This is a genomic window from Cutibacterium granulosum (assembly GCF_900186975.1).
In the GTDB taxonomy this organism is placed as follows: domain Bacteria; phylum Actinomycetota; class Actinomycetes; order Propionibacteriales; family Propionibacteriaceae; genus Cutibacterium; species Cutibacterium granulosum.
This window is the reverse complement of the sequence record NZ_LT906441.1, coordinates 683,743-700,123: the sequence shown is the minus strand read 5'-3', so window position 1 is coordinate 700,123 and position 16,381 is coordinate 683,743. Positions and strand designations below refer to the sequence as shown.

Here is a 16,381-nt window from a genome sequence, read left to right as displayed (position 1 = left end):
GATTACCTGCGCCGTCGAACCGTCAACTAGGCTATCCCTACCACAACGTCGATCTCACATTCTAGGAGCAGTGCCGTGCCGGAATCGAAGGTTCGTCCCTCTGCCAAGAAGAAGGCCCAGGCCAAGCAGCACGACAAGGAGCGTGAGGCCGAAGCCAGGAAGAAGGCGGCTCCCGTCGATCGCTCCTGGGTGCCGTGGGTCTTCGTGCCGCTGGGCCTGTTCGGGGTGCTGTGGCTCGTCGTCTACTACATCGGCGGCGCGTACATCCCGTTCATGAAGGCCATGGGCAACTGGAACATGCTGGTCGGCATCGGTTGCATGGCCGCATCGTTCGTCGTTGCAACGTTCTGGAAGTAATCGGACCAGGGCTGGCCACGTGGATGTGACCAGCCCTGCACCTGGTCCCCAGTTGCCCGTGACGTCCGGGCACAGTGCTCGCACGCCACGGGTTCGCGTGCGGTGGCGTACCACGACGCCACCGCAGCAGCTCACCGTTCTGGTTTGAGCAGGGGGAACAGGATCGTCTCGCGGATACCGGCGTCGGTGAAGAGCATGACGAGCCGGTCCACACCAAGCCCCAGCCCACCCATGGGTGGGCAGCCGAACTCCAGGGCCTCGAGGAAGTCCTCGTCGAGCTCCATGGCCTCCGGGTCGCCGGCAGCTGCTGCCAGGGACTGTTCGGTGAGCACCGTGCGCTGGATCACCGGGTCGACGAGCTCGGAGAATCCGGTGCCCCGCTCCATGCCACCAATGATGAGGTCCCAGGCCTCCACCATGCGCGGGTCGTCGCGGTGCGGGCGAGCCAGCGGCTGGGCGATGGCCGGGTAGTCACACACGAAGGTCGGCTGGATGAGGGTCGGCTCGACGATCTCGCCGAAGAGTTCCATGACGATCTTGCCGGCCTCCCATGCCGGATCGATCTCGACGTCGTGCTCGGCGGCGATGGCACGCAGCTCCTCGACGGGAGTGTCCAGGGTGATCTCACGTCCCAGACGCCTGGACAGCTCGGGATGGACGTGCACCCACTCCCACTGCCCGTCCAGATCGATGACGCCCTGCTCGGTCTGGATCTGACGCCCGCCCAGCGCATCGGCAGCACGCACGATGATCTGCTGGATCACCTCGGCGATGGTGAACTGGTTGCCCCAGCTCATGTAGGCCTCGAGCATGGTGAACTCGGCGGAGTGGTTGGAGTCGATGCCCTCGTTGCGGAACACCCGCCCCATCTCGTAGACGCGATCCATGCCACCGACCATTGCCCGCTTGAGGTAGAGCTCCAGGGCGATGCGCAGGCTCATGCCGATGTCGAAGGCGTTGAGGTGCGTGTTGAACGGGCGGGCAGCCGCGCCACCATGCACCAGCTGCAGGATCGGTGTCTCGATCTCCAGAAAGCCCAGCTCGTCCAAGGTGGTACGGATGGCCCGGGTGATGGCGGCACGCACCCGCACCATCTGACGAGCCTCCTCACGGGCCACCAGGTCGGCGTAGCGACGCCGTACACGGGTCTCCTCACCGAGCTCCTTGTGCAGGGTGGGCAGGGGACGCAGTGCCTTGGAGGCCATCTTCCACTCGGTGGCCATCACCGAGAGTTCCCCGCGGCGAGATCGGGCGACGAATCCCTTGACCCACACGAAGTCGCCCAGGTCCACGTCGGACTTCCAGGCGGCCAGGGCCTGCTCACCGACGAGGGCCTTGGACAGCATCACCTGGAGGCGTTCCCCGTTGGACGACTCGGTGAAGCCGTCCTGCAGGCTGGTGAAGCAGAGCTTGCCGGTGTTGCGCAGGAACATGACACGTCCACCGATGGTGACGACGTCGTCGGGAACCTCCTCACCGACCTCGAGGGTGAGCTCACCAGCCTCGTCGGTGTACTTCTCACGGATCTGTTTGAGGGTGTGATCGCGCAACAGGTCGACCGGGTAGGCCTGCCCACCCTCGTCGATGATGCGAGCGCGCTTGTCGAGACGCACCTGCATCTGCTCGGAGACCTCAGGGGACGTCTGTGGAGTGTTTTCACCAGTCTGCTGATCGTCAGTCACCAGACAAGACTACCCAGCGAGTCGGTCAACCAGCCAGCCGGTCACGGCCATGCCTCAGGCGAGGCGCCCCGACGTCACCTCGGACGCACCATGACCCCCGTCTCGTCACGTACGAACTGCACTTGGGAGAGGTCTGGCACGACGACGTCGGCGTGGATCCGCTCGATGGGCAAGGTCGTGAGGAGCCCCAAGGTGGCACATCCAGCCGCCTTGCCCGAGACGAGACCAGCCTCGGAGTCCTCCACGACGAGGCATTCTCGCGGATCGACGTGCAACCGCTCGGCTGCAGCAAGCCACGGCTCGGGATCCGGCTTGCCGTGCTCGACGTCGGTACGGGTGATCGTCACCGAGGGAACGGTCAGCCCCTCGAACAAACCACAGCGTTTCTCGAAGAGATCGCGGTCACAGGAGGTGACGATGGCACACGTGTGATCGTCCAGCCCCGCCAGGGCGTCCCACCCACCGGGGGCCAGGACGATACCGTCGGTGGCGCCCAGCTCGAGCTCACGGATGCGCGCCAGGGCCTCGGGGCGTCGATCGGGGCCGATGACGGCGTTGACGGTCTCGATGACGGGCACACCGTGTCGCAGGGCAGCAGCCTCGACCCCGAACTCGTGCACCCACTGTCGCCAGGAACGCTCCACCGCACTGGTCGAGTTGACGAGGGTGCCGTCGAAGTCGAACAGGACGGCCTGGAATCGACGCGACACCCACTGGGCCAGATCTGCGGCAGACATGCCCCCAGCTTACCGAACCCGCAGTCCGTACCGTTCGGTCTGACGAGCTGCTGCGTCGGCAACGGCCGGCAGCATCGTCGAGACGGGAGCGTTCCCAGTCCAGGCGCGAGTGATCGGGGCGAAGGCCTCACAGGTGGCCTGCCAGGCCGGTGATCTCGCCGAGTCACGGGTGATTCTGGCCCCCAGGTCGGACAACTGGGCAACGACGTCGGACCCGACGAACTGCCAGGCCTGCGGGGTGACGAGCTTGTCGACATTGGTAGCCGGCATGAGTCCGCGGGGCACGAGCAGCTCGGCATTCCTGCTGCACGTGGCAGCGAAGGCCAACGCGTCGGTGACGCTCGGACAGTCCTTGAAGACGGCCCACGAGCTGCCGCCGTAGGAGACGATGCGTTCGGACTGCCCGGTGGGGTTGGGCAACTGGGCCACCGCCCAGTCGTGTTGCCGCGAGCTGGGGCGCCGGGACAGCCCGGACACGAGTGCCGGTATGTCGCGTGGGGCACCGATGTGCCCGACGAGTGCCCCGGAACCCAACAGCTGAGCGATCTGAGGGGTGGCGAATCCGTGGCTGAGCGGCAGGCCTGCGTCACGTACGAGTTTCTGCCACGTCAGTGCCAGCGCAGCAACCTGCGCGGAGTCGATGTTGATCTGCCAGTCACCGTCATCGGCGACCCGGAACCACGGGGTACCGGTGGCATCACAGATCGCGGCGAACCAGGCGATGTCGTTGACCGGGAAGTCGGTGATGTACCTGCCCCGTCTGGCAAGTGTCGTGCCCACCTTGAGCAGATCGTCCCACGTCGTCGGCACGGCAACCCCAGCACTGTCCCAGGCCTCGACGTCGTAGAACAGCACCAGGGGCGAGGAGTCCAGGGGCAGTCCCTGGATACGATCCAGGTAGGTGATGTGGGACATCGGACCACGATCGAAGATGTCACGGTACTGCTCGGCAAAACCGGTGACATCGCCCAGGATGCCCTCCTGGGCGAACTGCGGGACGAGGATGTCGGGAAGTTGGGCCAGGCTGGGGGCATCGGCGGTGTCGATCGCCTTGCGGAGCTGGGCAAGGTACCCCGGCCCGACCATCGATTCATGGATGGTGATGGCCGAGGCCGGGCGGCGGCGTCCGAAGTCGAACGCCATCTGTGTCATGGATCGTGCCTGCTCGTTGGGTGGCAGCTCGTGCCACACCCGTACGCGGTGATCCTCACCGGAGGCGGAACGGTCCCGGGCACGGGGAGCGCAGGCCGTCGCTGCAGCGGATGCCGCCAGCAGGGACAGCACCGTCCGTCGCCCTGGCTGCGCCATGTCATTGCCTGCCTTCCAGCCCCACGATGGCTCGTTCGTCACGTCTCGATGCCCCTGCGGCATCGACACCAGAACCCTAACGCGTGGGGTTCCTCGGTGCGCAGGATCGCCCGGTCGGCCGATCGCGTGGCCATCGTATTCTTGATACGTACGTGTTCGTCCGTGAGCGAGAGGGGGCGGTACCCGCTTGCGAGTGAGTGCTCACTCACATAGCCTGACCCCGTGACACCCCGAGCCAACCCCATGCCCGCCGACCAACGGCGAGCGTCCATCATTGCCGCAACCCGCCCCCTGCTGGCCAAGCACGGGCTGGACCTCACCACCAGACAGGTCGCCGAGGCCACCGGCATCGCCGAGGGGACGATCTTCCGTCACTTCGCGTCCAAGGACGAGCTCATCTCCGCCGTGATCGCCGACAGTCTCGACGTCGATTCGCTGAGTGCGGACCTGCATGCCATCGACCTCGAGCTGCCCCTCACCGATCGGGTCGCCGAGGCCGTGACCGTGCTACGGAGCAGCTTCACCTCGATCCATGAACTCACCGCAGCCCTCGAGACCCGTCCTCAGCACACCTGCGTGATGCGCGGGCAGGGCAAGGAGGGGTTCAGCCATCCCAGTCACGACATGATGGCCACCTGGACTCGCGAGATCACCACCCAGATCGTGCGTCTGCTGGAACCCGACGAGGAGCGACTGTGCGTCGACCTCGACGTGGCGGCCCAGCTCGTCCTCGCGGTGAGCCACATCGGCCTGCACCGTTTCGATCCCACCTCCGTCACCTTCTCGGCAACCCAACTGACCGACGTCGTGCTGCACGGCGTCGTGCGTCACCCCGAACCGATGGAACAGGAGCCGTCGTGCTCATAGAACTCATCAACCGCCACATCAAGCCGTACTGGCCGCAGCTGGTGCTCATCGTCATCCTGCAGGCCGGCGCACAGGTGGCTGCGCTCACCCTGCCCACCATCAACGCCAACATCATCAACAACGGTGTCGTCACCCTGGACACCCACTACGTCAAGACCCACTCGGCCGTCATGCTCGGCGTCGCCGCAGTCCAGGCCCTGTGCCAGATCGTCGCGGTGTACCTTGCCGCCCGAACTGCCATGGGATTCGGCCGCGACGTGCGCGACGCCGTCTTCGACCGGGCCCTGAGCTTCTCGGCGCGCGAGCTCAACCAGTTCGGCGCCCCCTCGCTCATCACCCGTACCACCAATGACGTCCAGCAGGTACAGATGCTCGTCTTCCTCACCCTGGCGATGATCGTCGGTGCCCCGATCATGATGGTCGTCGGCGTCGTCATGGCGCTGCGCGCCGACGTCGAGTTGTCGTGGATCATCGTCGCCGCCGTCGTCCTGCTGGGCAGCATCGTCGGAGTCATCGTCGCCCGGATGGGCCCGCTGTACCGCACCATGCAGCAGCGCATCGACGACCTCAACCGCGTCGTGCGCGAGCAGATCACCGGCATCCGCGTCGTGCGGGCCTTCGTGCGCGAACCCTACGAGTCACAGCGATTCGACCGGACGAACTCCCAGCTGCGCGACGTGCAGATCCGCGTCGCCCGACTCATGGCAGCGATGTTCCCCGTCGTCATGTTCGTCATGAACCTCTCCCAGGTGGGAGTGTTCTGGTTCGCCGCCCCCCGCATGGACTCCGGGCATCTGGAGGTCGGCGCCCTGGCATCGTTCACGACCTACCTCATCCAGATCCTCATCTCCGTGATGATGGCGGCCATGATGGTGGTCATCTGGCCCCGTGCCGCCGTGTGTGCCGAACGCATCACCGAGGTGCTCGACACCGAGACGAGCGTGGCGGAACCCGCCCGGCCCCTCACCCGGATGCCCGAACGCGGCACCGTCGAGTTGCGTCACGTGGAGTTCAGCTACCCCGGTGCGCAGTCCCCGGTGCTCTCCGACATCTCGTTGCGCATGGAGCCGGGAACGACGACGGCGATCATCGGCTCGACCGGTGCCGGCAAGACGACCCTGGTCAACCTCATCCCCCGGCTCTTCGACGCCACCGGCGGGCAGGTGCTCGTCAACGGGGCAGACGTGCGCGACCTGGACCCGGAGACCCTGTGGAGCACGATCGGCCTGGTGCCGCAGAAGCCCTACCTGTTCAGCGGTACCGTGGCCAGCAACCTGCGTCACGGCAATTCCGAGGCCAGCGATGAACAGCTGTGGGAGGCACTGCGCATCGCCCAGTCCGACGACTTCGTCCACACCATGGACGGTGAGCTCGAGGCGAGCATCTCCCAGGGCGGCACGAACGTCTCGGGTGGTCAACGTCAGCGGCTGTCCATCGCCCGGGCCCTGGTCAAGAAGCCCGACATCTACATCTTCGACGACTCCTTCTCCGCCCTCGACGTCACGACCGACGCGAAATTGCGCCAGGCGCTGGGCCGGCACACTGCCCAGGCCGCGGTGCTCATCGTCGCCCAGCGTGTCTCGACCATTCGCGACGCCGATCAGATCCTCGTCATCGACGAAGGTCGCATTGTCGGTGCCGGGAACCACGAGACCCTGCTCGACACGTGCCCCACCTACCAGGAGATCGTCAACTCCCAGCTCTCGGCCCAGGAGGCGGCAGCATGAGTTCGAAGCCCACGTCCACGAAGGCCACCACGAAGAAGTCGACCGCCCTCACGGCCGAGGAACAGGCCGAGATCGCACGTCAGTCGTCCCGCACCATCCGCCGAGGTGGCGGCCACGGTGGCGGCAGCCGGGTGGCCGAGAAGGCCGTCAACTTCGGTCCCTCACTCAGACGTCTGCTGGGCACCCTCAAGCCCTACCGGGGCGTGTTGAGCATCGTCGTCGCCATCGCCGCCATCGCCGTGACGATGAACGTCATCGGACCGAAGATCCTGGGACGTGCCACCGACGTCATCTTCGGCGGCATCATGACACGAAAGATCGGTGAACGCATGCCCCAGGCCAAGGGGCTGACGACCGAGCAGTTCATCGACCAGCTCAGGTCCAGCGGCAGAGCCGATGGCAAACTCATCGACATGCTCGGCCAGTACCCCGGCCTGCGCATCGGTGCGGGAGTGGACTTCCACCGTCTGGGCATGATCGTGCTGCTGGCCCTGTGCCTGTTCACCGTCTCGGCGATCCTCATGTACCTGCAGGGGGTGCTGCTCAACACCGCGGTGCAGCGTGCGATGTACGACATGCGCCGCCAGGTGAGCGCCAAGCTCGACAAGCTTCCGCTGAGCTACTTCGACAAGCAGCCGCGCGGTGAGCTCATGAGCCGAGTGACCAACGACATCGACAACGTCGCCCAGACCCTCACCCAGACCATGCAGCAGCTGCTCAACGCCATCCTCACGGTCATCGGTGTGCTCATCATGATGTTCTGGGTGTCACCGCTGCTGGCCGTGGTGAGCCTCGTCGTCATTCCGACTGCCGGGTTCGTTGCCGCACGCATCGGCAAACGTGCCCAGGTGCAGTTCGCCCACATGTGGAAGGCCACCGGCATGCTCAATGCCGAGGTCGAGGAGAGCTACACCGGTCACTCCCTGGTCAAGGTCTTCGGACGACGTCAGGAGGTGGCCGAGAGCTTCCACGAGCGCAACGAGGAGCTCTACCAGGCCTCGTTCAAGGCGCAGTTCGTCTCGGCGACGATCCAGCCGGTGATGTTCCTCATCGGCAACATCAACTACGTGCTCATCGTGCTCATCGGTGCGCTGCGCGTGGTTGCCGGACGCATGCCCCTGGGTGACGTCCAGGCATTCATCCAGTACTCCCGGATGTTCACCCAGCCGATGACGCAGATCGCGTCCATGACGAATCTGCTGCAGTCGGGGGTGGCCTCGGCAGAACGCGTCTTCGAGGTGTTGGACGCCGAGGAGCTCTCTGCGGAGGGGCAGGGCCGTCTGGCCCCGACACGCGGCCACGTCGAGTTCGAGCACGTCCGCTTCTCGTACTCCCCCGACAAGCCGCTCATCACCGACCTCAGCCTGGTCGCCAAACCGGGCCAGACGGTCGCCATCGTTGGACCGACCGGGGCTGGCAAGACGACCCTGGTCAACCTGCTCATGCGGTTCTACGAGATCGACGAGGGACGCATCACCCTGGACGGGATAGACACCCGCACGGTGCCGCGCGCGGAGCTGCGCTCCCACGTCGGCATGGTGCTGCAGGACACCTGGCTGTTCAGTGGCACGATCCACGACAACATCGCCTACGGCCGCCCCGAGGCCACCGAGGACGAGATCCTCGCCGCCGCCAAGGCCGCCTACGTCGACCGATTCGTCCACTCCCTGCCCGAGGGCTACGACACCGTCATCGACGAGGAGGGATCGAACATCTCGGTGGGTGAGAAGCAGCTCATCACCATTGCGCGGGCCTTCCTGGCACGCCCCGACCTGCTCATCCTCGACGAGGCCACCAGCTCGGTGGACACCCGCACCGAGATGCTCGTCCAGGAGGCCATGAACAGGCTGCGGCGGGGACGCACGAGTTTCGTCATCGCCCACCGGCTGTCGACCATCCGCGATGCGGACCTCATCCTCGTCATGGAGCACGGCGACATCGTCGAGCAGGGTTCCCACGACGAGCTGCTCGCGGCGCAGGGGCACTACTACGACCTCTACCAGTCGCAGTTCAGCGCGAGCGTGCCCCCGGAGGCATGATCGTCCGCTTCCCGTGCCGAGACCGCGGGGGCTCACCTGCGACCTCGGCACGTGCTGCCAAGACGTGACGCAGGACCCGCCGGTCCGACTCGGTGAGCAGCCTGACCAGTTCGACGAGGGTGTCCGAGCGTGCTGCACCGGCCTCGCCGAGCACCTGGGCCATCTCGCCGGCCAGGAACTGTGCCTTGGAGCTGGCCGGCCGGTACCACCAGGCCCGTTGGTGCTGCTGGCGCACGACGACGTGCTTCTTGGCCAGCCGGCCGAGCACCGTCATGACGGTGGTGTAGGCAATCCTGGCGTCGGCGAGCAGTTGGGTGTGGACATCTCGAACGGACTGTTCCTCCTGCGATGCCCACAACACGTCCATGACGCGATGCTCCAACTCTCCCAGTACGGCCATGTCCTCAGTCTAACCACAAGTACGACGCATCGTAGTAGCAGCGTGGGGAAAGGCCGTCCAGCGCGTCGTGCCCCTATACACCATCCCCCCGTCAGGAAATGGACACCCCCTCCTCTTTTGTAACTTTCAACAGAAAGTACAATATCTAGGCCATCCTTGTAGACTCCTACCCTCAGTCGTAGTAGTTTTCGTCCCATGGACCAGACAACGATCGCCCGATGGCAGTTCGGGATCACGACGGTCTACCACTTCTTCTTCGTCCCGATCACCATCGCTCTGTCGATGCTTGTCGCTGTGATGCAGACGGCGTGGTACAAGACCGACCGCGACAGGTACCTTCGGCTCACCAAGTTCTTCGGCAAGCTCTTCCTCATCAACTTTGCACTGGGTGTCGTCACCGGAATCGTGCAGGAGTTCCAGTTCGGCATGAACTGGTCGGAATACTCTCGATTCGTCGGCGACATCTTCGGCGCTCCCCTGGCTCTGGAGGCGCTGCTCGCGTTCTTCATGGAGTCGACCTTCATCGGCCTGTGGATCTTCGGCTGGGACAGATTGTCCAAGGGCGTGCACCTGGCCACGATCTACCTCACCGCCATCGGCACGATGGTCTCCGCCGTGTTCATCCTGGCCGCCAACTCCTGGATGCAGAACCCGGTCGGAGCCACCTTCAACCCGCAGACCGGCCGTGCCGAGCTCACCGACTTCGGCGCCGTGCTGGGCAACCCGGTGTTCCTCACCACCTTCCTGCACACGATCGCCGCGTCGTACATGGTCGGCGGGGCCCTCATTGCCGGCATCTCGTTCTGGCACCTGTCCAAGGTGGCCCGTGGACGTCACACCTCCGAGATCTCCGACGCCAGTGAGGTCGAGGACGTCTCCACCTGGCGCTGGGCAACGAAGTTCGGCGCCTGGGTGCTCATCGCTGCTGCCGCGATCACAGCTGTCAGCGGCGACATCCAGGGCAAGGAGATGACCAAGCTCCAGCCCATGAAGATGGCTGCGGCCGAGGCCGCCTGGGAGTCCACCAGCGATTTCTCCGTCATCACCTTCGACACCGGCGACGGCACCGAGGAGATCGGCGGCATCAAGATCCCCGGCATGCTCGGTTTCCTCGCCAACAACGAGTGGGGTTCGCAGATCCAGGGCGTCAACGACCTCAAGAAGCACGACGTCAACGCCTACACCTACACCCACAACGACGGTTCCCAGACCGAGCTGCAGGCCTCCTACGCCTCCGTGCTGCGTGAGAAGGTCGACGCCAACAACATCGACCTGGCCCCGAGCATCGGACTGTCCTACTGGAGCTTCCGTCTCATGATCGGGCTGGGCATGGCCGGTGCCCTCATCGGACTCATCATGCTCATCGAGCTACGCGGGGGACGCAACCCCCGGCAGACCGGATGGCACAACTTCTGGACCTTCGTCACGCCGTTCCTGCCACTCATCGGCATCTCGTTCGGGTGGATCTTCACCGAGATGGGCCGTCAGCCGTGGATCGTCACCGGCGTGCTGCCCACCGCCTCCGCCGTCTCACCGGGGGTGTCGGCCGGATCGGTCCTGTTCTCCACGATCGCCTACACGGTGGTCTACGGAGCCCTGGCCGTGGTCGAGCTCTTCCTGTTCCTGAAGACGATGCGAGCCGGCCTGCCCGACGTCAGCACCACCGACAACGCCGCGGACGGGGACGCCCCCCTGTCCTTCGCATACTGAGGAGATGAGCACTGTGTTCCCGCTTCTTGAAGTTGCTCATTCTGCACTGACGCCGGTGTGGTTCATCCTCATCGCCGTCCTGTGGATCGGATTCTTCTTCCTCGAGGGATTCGACTTCGGTGTGGCCATGCTCCTGCCCTCCCTGGGCAAGGAGGACGAGGACCGCGACATCATGGTTCGCGCCATCGGACCGACCTGGGACGGCAACGAGGTGTGGCTGCTCACCGCTGGCGGTGCCACCTTCGCCGCATTCCCCGGCTGGTACGCGACGATGTTCTCCGGGCTGTACCTGCCGTTGCTGCTCGTGCTGCTCGGTCTCATCGTTCGAGGTGTGTCGTTCGAGTACCGCTCCAAGCACCCGTCCAGCTCCTGGCGCAACACCTTCGACTGGATGGCCGCCATCGGCTCCTTCCTGCCGTCCCTGGTACTCGGCGTCGGGTTCGCGAACTTCGTACGTGGTCTGGCCGTCGGCCCCCATGACGTGCCCGGCGGCGGTACCGCCCCGCTGGTGACGACCTCCTTCTGGGGGCTGTTCACCCCGTTCGCCCTCGTGGGCGGTGTGCTCTTCGTCATCCTGTTCTGCGCCCACGGCGCCGGATTCATCGCCCTGAAGACCCGTGGACCGATCCACGAGCGGGCCTCGCGGAAGGCCGTGCGGCTGGGCTGGGTTGCCGCCGTACTCATGGCTGCCTGGGCGATCATGCTCAACACCATGTACGCCCCCGAGACGAGTGTGCGCCACACCCTCACCTGGATCCTCGGCCTGCTGGCCGCCATCCTGGTGGCCGTGGCCGCCACGTCGCAGAAGAAGGGCAGTGACGGCCTGGCCTTCGTCCTCAACGGTCTGGCCATCGCCGTCATGATGGTGACGATGTTCATCAAGATGTGGATCAACATCGGATTCGTGCCCGAGGGCATCGAGTTCGACATGTGGGTCGCCTCGTCCAGCCCGATGACGCTGAAGATCATGACGATCGCCGCATGCGTCTTCGTGCCGATCGTGCTGGCCTACCAGGCGTGGAGCTACTGGGTGTTCAGCAAGCGACTCTCCAGAGAGGCCATCTCGGACAACGCCGTGGCAGCTTGAGGTTTGCTCGACCACCCATCACCTTGACCCCCGGGAGTACTCTCCTGGGGGTCAAGACATGTACTACGGAAGGTGCACATGGCTGCCCCGCTTGATCCCCGGCTCGTGCGTCGCGCCCGGGCGACCCTGCCGTTCCTCGTCGCCCTGTGCGTGGTCGGGGTGGGCACCGCACTGCTCATCCTCGCCCAGGCCTGGTTGCTGGCAGAGTCGATCTCATCGGTCTTCCACACCCACACGACGACAGGTCTGGCGCGCTGGGCCGGACTGCTCGCCGCGGTGTTCGCCGGACGGGCACTGCTGGCCTGGGCCCAGGAATCGCTGGCCCATCGCGCCTGCGCAGCGGTGAAGTCGCAGCTGCGCCGGGACGTCCTGGCCGCTCGGCTGGCCCGTCCCACCGACGCACGCACCTCCTCGAGCACGCTCATCACCTTGGTGACGACCGGCCTGGATGCCCTGGACGGCTACTACTCCAAGTACCTGCCCCAGTTGGTGCTCGCCTCGATCGTGCCGGTGGTGCTCGCCATTGCCATCGGCCTGCAGGACCTCAGAAGCCTCGTCATCGTCATCATCACCGTGCCACTCATCCCGGTGTTCATGGCCCTCATCGGCTGGCGCACCGAGGCGGCGATGAAGAGACGCTGGCAGACCCAGTCGAGACTGGCCAATCACTTCGCCGACCTCGTCGCCGGGTTGCCCACCCTGCAGGTCTTCGGACGGGCTCGTGCCCAGCTCGCCGGACTCAAGCGCACCGAGGACGCCTCACGAGCCGGAACCATGGGCACCTTGCGCATCGCCTTCCTCTCCAGCTTCGCCCTGGAACTGCTCGCCACCTTGTCGGTGGCATTGATGGCCGTGACCATCGGTTTCCGGGTCGACGCCGGCGGCATGGATCTGCGCACCTCACTGTTCATTCTCATTCTGGCCCCCGAGGTGTACCTGCCCCTGCGCCAGGTGGGAACCCTCTACCACGACGCGGCGGACGGCATGGCAGCTGCCGAGGAGGCCTTCAGCCTCATCGAGCACGGCCAGCTCACGGCCGGTGTTGCCCAGACCGTGCCCTCGGCTCGCACCTCCCCGCTCGTCGTCGACGAGCTGACCTACACCTACCCCGACGCGCAGACCCCTGCCGTGGATGGTGTGAGCCTGCGCATCGAACCCGGCGAGCTCGTCGCCCTGGCTGGCCATTCCGGTGGCGGCAAGACGACGGCGATGAACTGTCTGCTGGGCTTCCTGGCACCGCAGGCCGGATCGATCAGGATTGGCGACGTCGACCTGTGCCAGGCCAGTGCAGCCACCCTGCAGGCATGGCGGGAACAGATCGCCTACGTCCCACAGACTCCTGGCCTCATCCACGGCACCGTCGCCGACAATGTGCGACTGGGGCATGCCGAACTCACCGACGCGCAGGCTAGGGAGTTGCTGGACCGCTGCGGGGGTCAGTCGTTGGCTCTCGCCAAGAAGGTCTCGGACGACGCCGAAGGGCTGTCTGCCGGGGAGCGACGCCGCGTGGCCCTGGCCCGAGCCCTGGCCCGGGTGGAGCTGGGCGGGGCCGGGCTGCTCGTGCTCGACGAGCCCACCGCCGGGCTGGACGCCGACACCGAGCAGACCGTCCTTGACGCGGTACGAGCCAGCGGTGCCTCGGTGCTCGTCGTGAGCCACCGGCCCCAGGTGCTCAACCAGGCCGACCGCGTCGTGACCGTGACGAAGGTGGCGGCATGACCAACAGACACACCGAGGACGCAAGGCCCACGACATCCACCACGCCCAGCAGCACCGGAGCCGCCAGCGAGCGACCCGTCGAGGCGGAGCTCCATGACACGCAGTATCCGAGCACGAGACGGGGGAACACGAACAGAGTGGGGGCAGGACCCATGACGAACTCCACGGACGCTGGGTCTCGCCCGCAGACCGAGATGCACCAGGGCGAGCAACACACGGGGCAGGTCAAGCGCACGGGGCAGGTCATGAGCCACGCCTCCCCCGGCGTCGAGCTGGCCGAGACCGGCCCGGTACGCACCCCACGCAATCTTCTGAGGATCCTGCTGGCCGACGTCAGGCACGGCCGTTGGCTACTCGTGCTGTCCACCCTGCTGGCCGCCTGCGCCTCAGGTGCCTCGGTGGCACTCATGGGCGTGTCGGCCTGGCTGCTCTCGCGGGCCGCCGAGATGCCTCCGGTGCTCTACCTGGAGGCTGCTGCCGTCGGGGTGCGATTCTTCGGTATCTCCCGCGGCGTGTTCCGCTACGCCGAGCGACTCGTCGGCCATGACTTGGCCCTGCGGATGCAGGGAGTGCTGCGGATGCGCAGCTACGACAAGTTGTCCGGCACCACCTTGGTGGGGCGGCGACGCGGCGACCTGTTGGTGCGCGTCACTGCCGACGTCGAGGCGATCCTGGACGTCGTCGTGCGAGTACTGGTGCCGGCCTGTGCGGCATCGCTTGCCATCATCGGGACGACGGCCCTGCTGGCCCGGTTCTCCCCGGTCAGCGCCGCCTGGCTGCTCGGTTCGGCCCTGCTGGCCGGGGTCGTCATCCCGTGGCTGACGCAGGTGGCCTCCCGGCGCGCCGATGGGAGCACGGTGCCGCTGCGTGGCGAACTCGCCAATCGCACCAGGGAACTCGCTCATGCCGCCCCCGACCTGGTGGCCCTCAACGCCGCCGATCATCAGATGGAGCGGGTGCTCGAGGTGGACGCCAAGCTGCGTGACGCCGAGCGCCGGGCAGCCTGGGTGCGTGGTCTGGGCACTGCTGGGCAGATCCTGGCAGCCGGGGTGGCCGTCGTCAGTGCGCTGCTCGTGGGTGGGCAGGCCGTCGCGGACGGACGCATCGGTGGGCGCATTCTCGCCGTGCTGGTGCTCACCCCGCTGGCCCTGCACGAGGTGTTCGGCTCGTTCAATGCCGCCGCACAGACCTTCACCCGGGCCCGGACGGCCCTGAACCGCATCGTGGAGATCCTTGACGCCCCGACCGTGGGGGTGGGCGACTCCCCCACCGCCGAGAGCACCGGGCAGTCGCCCAGTCTGGAGCTCACCGACCTCACCGTCGGCTGGCCGGACGGCAGACCGGTGCAGCGTCACCTCGACCTGCAGATCCATCCCGGCGAGTCAGTGGCCCTGGTCGGGCCCTCCGGCATCGGCAAGACGACGATTGCCGCGACGATCATGGGGCTCATCCCGCCGATGTCCGGGCAGGTGCACACCACCGGGCGAGTGCGTTACCTGGCGCAGAATGCACACGTCTTCACCACGAGCATCGCCGAGAACGTGCGAATCGGTGCCCGTCAGGCCACCGATGAGGAGGTTGTGACGGCTCTGCAACGAGCCGGCCTGGATCTGCCGCCCGATCGGCTCGTCGGTGAGGACGGGGCGACGATCTCCGGCGGTGAGGCCCAACGCCTGGCCCTGGCACGGGTGCTGGTGACGCACGCCACCAGCGCGGGCGACGGGGAGGCTCACGAGCCGACACCGGTGCCCAACACCCCGCCCGGTGACGTCCTCATCCTCGACGAGCCGACCGAGCATCTGGACGTGGAGACCTCCGAGGCCCTCATGGACGACCTGTGGGCCACGACACCGGGTGCGGCCAAGCTCGTCATCACCCACGACCCGCTCGTCATGGAACGCTGCGACCGGGTGTGGGAGCTGGGTTGACCTCACCGACGCATGCTACGCCTGTGCTTCCCCGTGAACCTTTCCCCGGGACGCTTTTTCCGAGGAGGAGCGACATGACAACGCCTTCCAAGGACGAAGCACAGGCCCCTGACAAGTCCGTCGGTGACTGGCGCAATGGCCCCTCCCAGCACCCGAGACAGCCATCCCACCGTGACCGACCAAGACCAAACCCGCACCAGCCACGCCGACATCGAAGACGCCAGCAACCTCCACACCACCAAGAGAAAATCACCAACGATGCGCTCGAACAGAAGTATCGTCGCACCCCGCTCAACGGCCTCATCATCGGGGCTATCGTCGGAACTGCCTGGGCTGCAGCGTCCGGGGCACTCTATGTACAAGAGACACTGGTCCCAATTCCAGAGGAGTTCCCTCCCCTATTTGCCATGTCACTCCTCTTCCCCTTGGTCGGGTGGCTCACAGGCTTGTGGGTAAGGACGACATTCAAGCTTGATGACCCGAAGAAGAAGAGATTAAAAATAGAAATCATTGGTGCTGTCATGATGTCTTTTGTTCTCATGGTCATGTTCTTGATTGAGTTTTTCGTTCCGGTGAATGACATGTCGCTTACCAGTATAGTGGCAGCAGTACATCCACTGTCTCTCATAATTTTTCCTTGTGCCGGACTGGCTCTCAGTGCCATAGGAATAAAAATCGAGAATAGTAATATTCCATTTGTTTTCGGTATGAGTTTTTCTTCGGCAGTCGTCCTTTTCATAGCAGTGGCGGTATGGTGCTATGTTTTCGCAATCACAGTGATGTCACTGTCCTCTTGACCTTGATTTTCTGCACTGCTTGA

General features: G+C 65.4%; 13 protein-coding genes. 9 read left to right on the top strand and 4 right to left on the bottom strand.

Going from position 1 to position 16,381, the window contains the following annotated elements; genetic code table 11:
* Positions 1 to 75 precede the first annotated feature (75 nt).
* Positions 76 to 357 carry a cell division protein CrgA gene (locus CKV91_RS02920; protein WP_021105906.1) on the top strand — a complete coding sequence of 94 codons (282 nt, stop codon included), beginning with the start codon at positions 76 to 78 and terminating at the stop codon, positions 355 to 357.
* 131 nt (positions 358 to 488) lie between these two features.
* Here the strand turns inward: CKV91_RS02920 and lysS are convergent, their stop codons facing one another.
* From lysS to CKV91_RS02905, 3 genes are all read right to left on the bottom strand, one after another.
* The gene (gene lysS, locus CKV91_RS02915; RefSeq protein WP_036957618.1) at positions 489 to 1,976 is read right to left on the bottom strand and encodes a lysine--tRNA ligase; all 1,488 of its coding nucleotides are present in this window, start codon (positions 1,974 to 1,976) and stop codon (positions 489 to 491) included.
* A 137-nt stretch (positions 1,977 to 2,113) separates the two neighbouring features.
* Positions 2,114 to 2,776: an HAD-IA family hydrolase gene (locus CKV91_RS02910; protein WP_065861005.1), complete on the bottom strand. Its 663-nt coding sequence runs from the start codon at positions 2,774 to 2,776 to the stop codon at positions 2,114 to 2,116.
* A 9-nt stretch (positions 2,777 to 2,785) separates the two neighbouring features.
* On the bottom strand, positions 2,786 to 4,126 hold the full coding sequence (locus CKV91_RS02905) for an ABC transporter substrate-binding protein (protein WP_157738710.1): 1,341 nt from the start codon (positions 4,124 to 4,126) through the stop codon (positions 2,786 to 2,788).
* 180 nt (positions 4,127 to 4,306) lie between these two features.
* Between CKV91_RS02905 and CKV91_RS02900 the strand changes: the two genes are divergently transcribed.
* Genes CKV91_RS02900 through CKV91_RS02890 form a run of 3 tightly spaced genes read left to right on the top strand, consistent with a single transcriptional unit; the run spans position 4,307 to position 8,717 of the window.
* A complete protein-coding gene (locus tag CKV91_RS02900; RefSeq protein WP_155944908.1) occupies positions 4,307 to 4,951 on the top strand; it encodes a TetR/AcrR family transcriptional regulator in 645 nt (214 codons plus the stop codon).
* 5 nt (positions 4,952 to 4,956) lie between these two features.
* Complete coding sequence (locus CKV91_RS02895; RefSeq protein WP_411430998.1) at positions 4,957 to 6,678, top strand: ABC transporter ATP-binding protein; 1,722 nt, start codon at positions 4,957 to 4,959, stop codon at positions 6,676 to 6,678.
* Complete coding sequence (locus CKV91_RS02890; protein WP_021105912.1) at positions 6,675 to 8,717, top strand: ABC transporter ATP-binding protein; 2,043 nt, start codon at positions 6,675 to 6,677, stop codon at positions 8,715 to 8,717. The genes CKV91_RS02895 and CKV91_RS02890 overlap by 4 nt, the downstream gene beginning before the upstream one ends.
* On the opposite strand, the gene CKV91_RS02885 is transcribed toward CKV91_RS02890, so the two are convergent.
* The gene (locus CKV91_RS02885) at positions 8,689 to 9,117 is read right to left on the bottom strand and encodes a BlaI/MecI/CopY family transcriptional regulator (RefSeq protein WP_021105913.1); all 429 of its coding nucleotides are present in this window, start codon (positions 9,115 to 9,117) and stop codon (positions 8,689 to 8,691) included. The two genes, CKV91_RS02890 and CKV91_RS02885, sit on opposite strands and share 29 nt — an antisense overlap.
* Positions 9,118 to 9,312: 195 nt before the next feature.
* Here CKV91_RS02885 and CKV91_RS02880 point away from each other — a divergent pair, with 195 nt between their 5' ends.
* The 5 genes from CKV91_RS02880 (at position 9,313) to CKV91_RS02860 (ending at position 16,358) form a co-directional block, all read left to right on the top strand.
* Positions 9,313 to 10,827, top strand: coding sequence for a cytochrome ubiquinol oxidase subunit I (locus tag CKV91_RS02880; protein WP_021105914.1), 1,515 nt, complete (start codon positions 9,313 to 9,315; stop codon positions 10,825 to 10,827).
* A 13-nt stretch (positions 10,828 to 10,840) separates the two neighbouring features.
* Positions 10,841 to 11,914: a cytochrome d ubiquinol oxidase subunit II gene (gene cydB, locus CKV91_RS02875; RefSeq protein ID WP_021105915.1), complete on the top strand. Its 1,074-nt coding sequence runs from the start codon at positions 10,841 to 10,843 to the stop codon at positions 11,912 to 11,914.
* A 150-nt stretch (positions 11,915 to 12,064) separates the two neighbouring features.
* A complete protein-coding gene (gene cydD, locus CKV91_RS02870; protein ID WP_036957621.1) occupies positions 12,065 to 13,633 on the top strand; it encodes a thiol reductant ABC exporter subunit CydD in 1,569 nt (522 codons plus the stop codon).
* A 152-nt stretch (positions 13,634 to 13,785) separates the two neighbouring features.
* Entirely contained in the window at positions 13,786 to 15,561 is a 1,776-nt protein-coding gene (cydC, locus tag CKV91_RS02865; RefSeq protein WP_411791904.1) for a thiol reductant ABC exporter subunit CydC, read from the top strand.
* 74 nt (positions 15,562 to 15,635) lie between these two features.
* Positions 15,636 to 16,358 (top strand): adhesin, encoded by a 723-nt coding sequence (locus CKV91_RS02860; RefSeq protein ID WP_231933806.1) that lies wholly within the window; start codon positions 15,636 to 15,638, stop codon positions 16,356 to 16,358.
* Positions 16,359 to 16,381 lie beyond the last annotated feature (23 nt).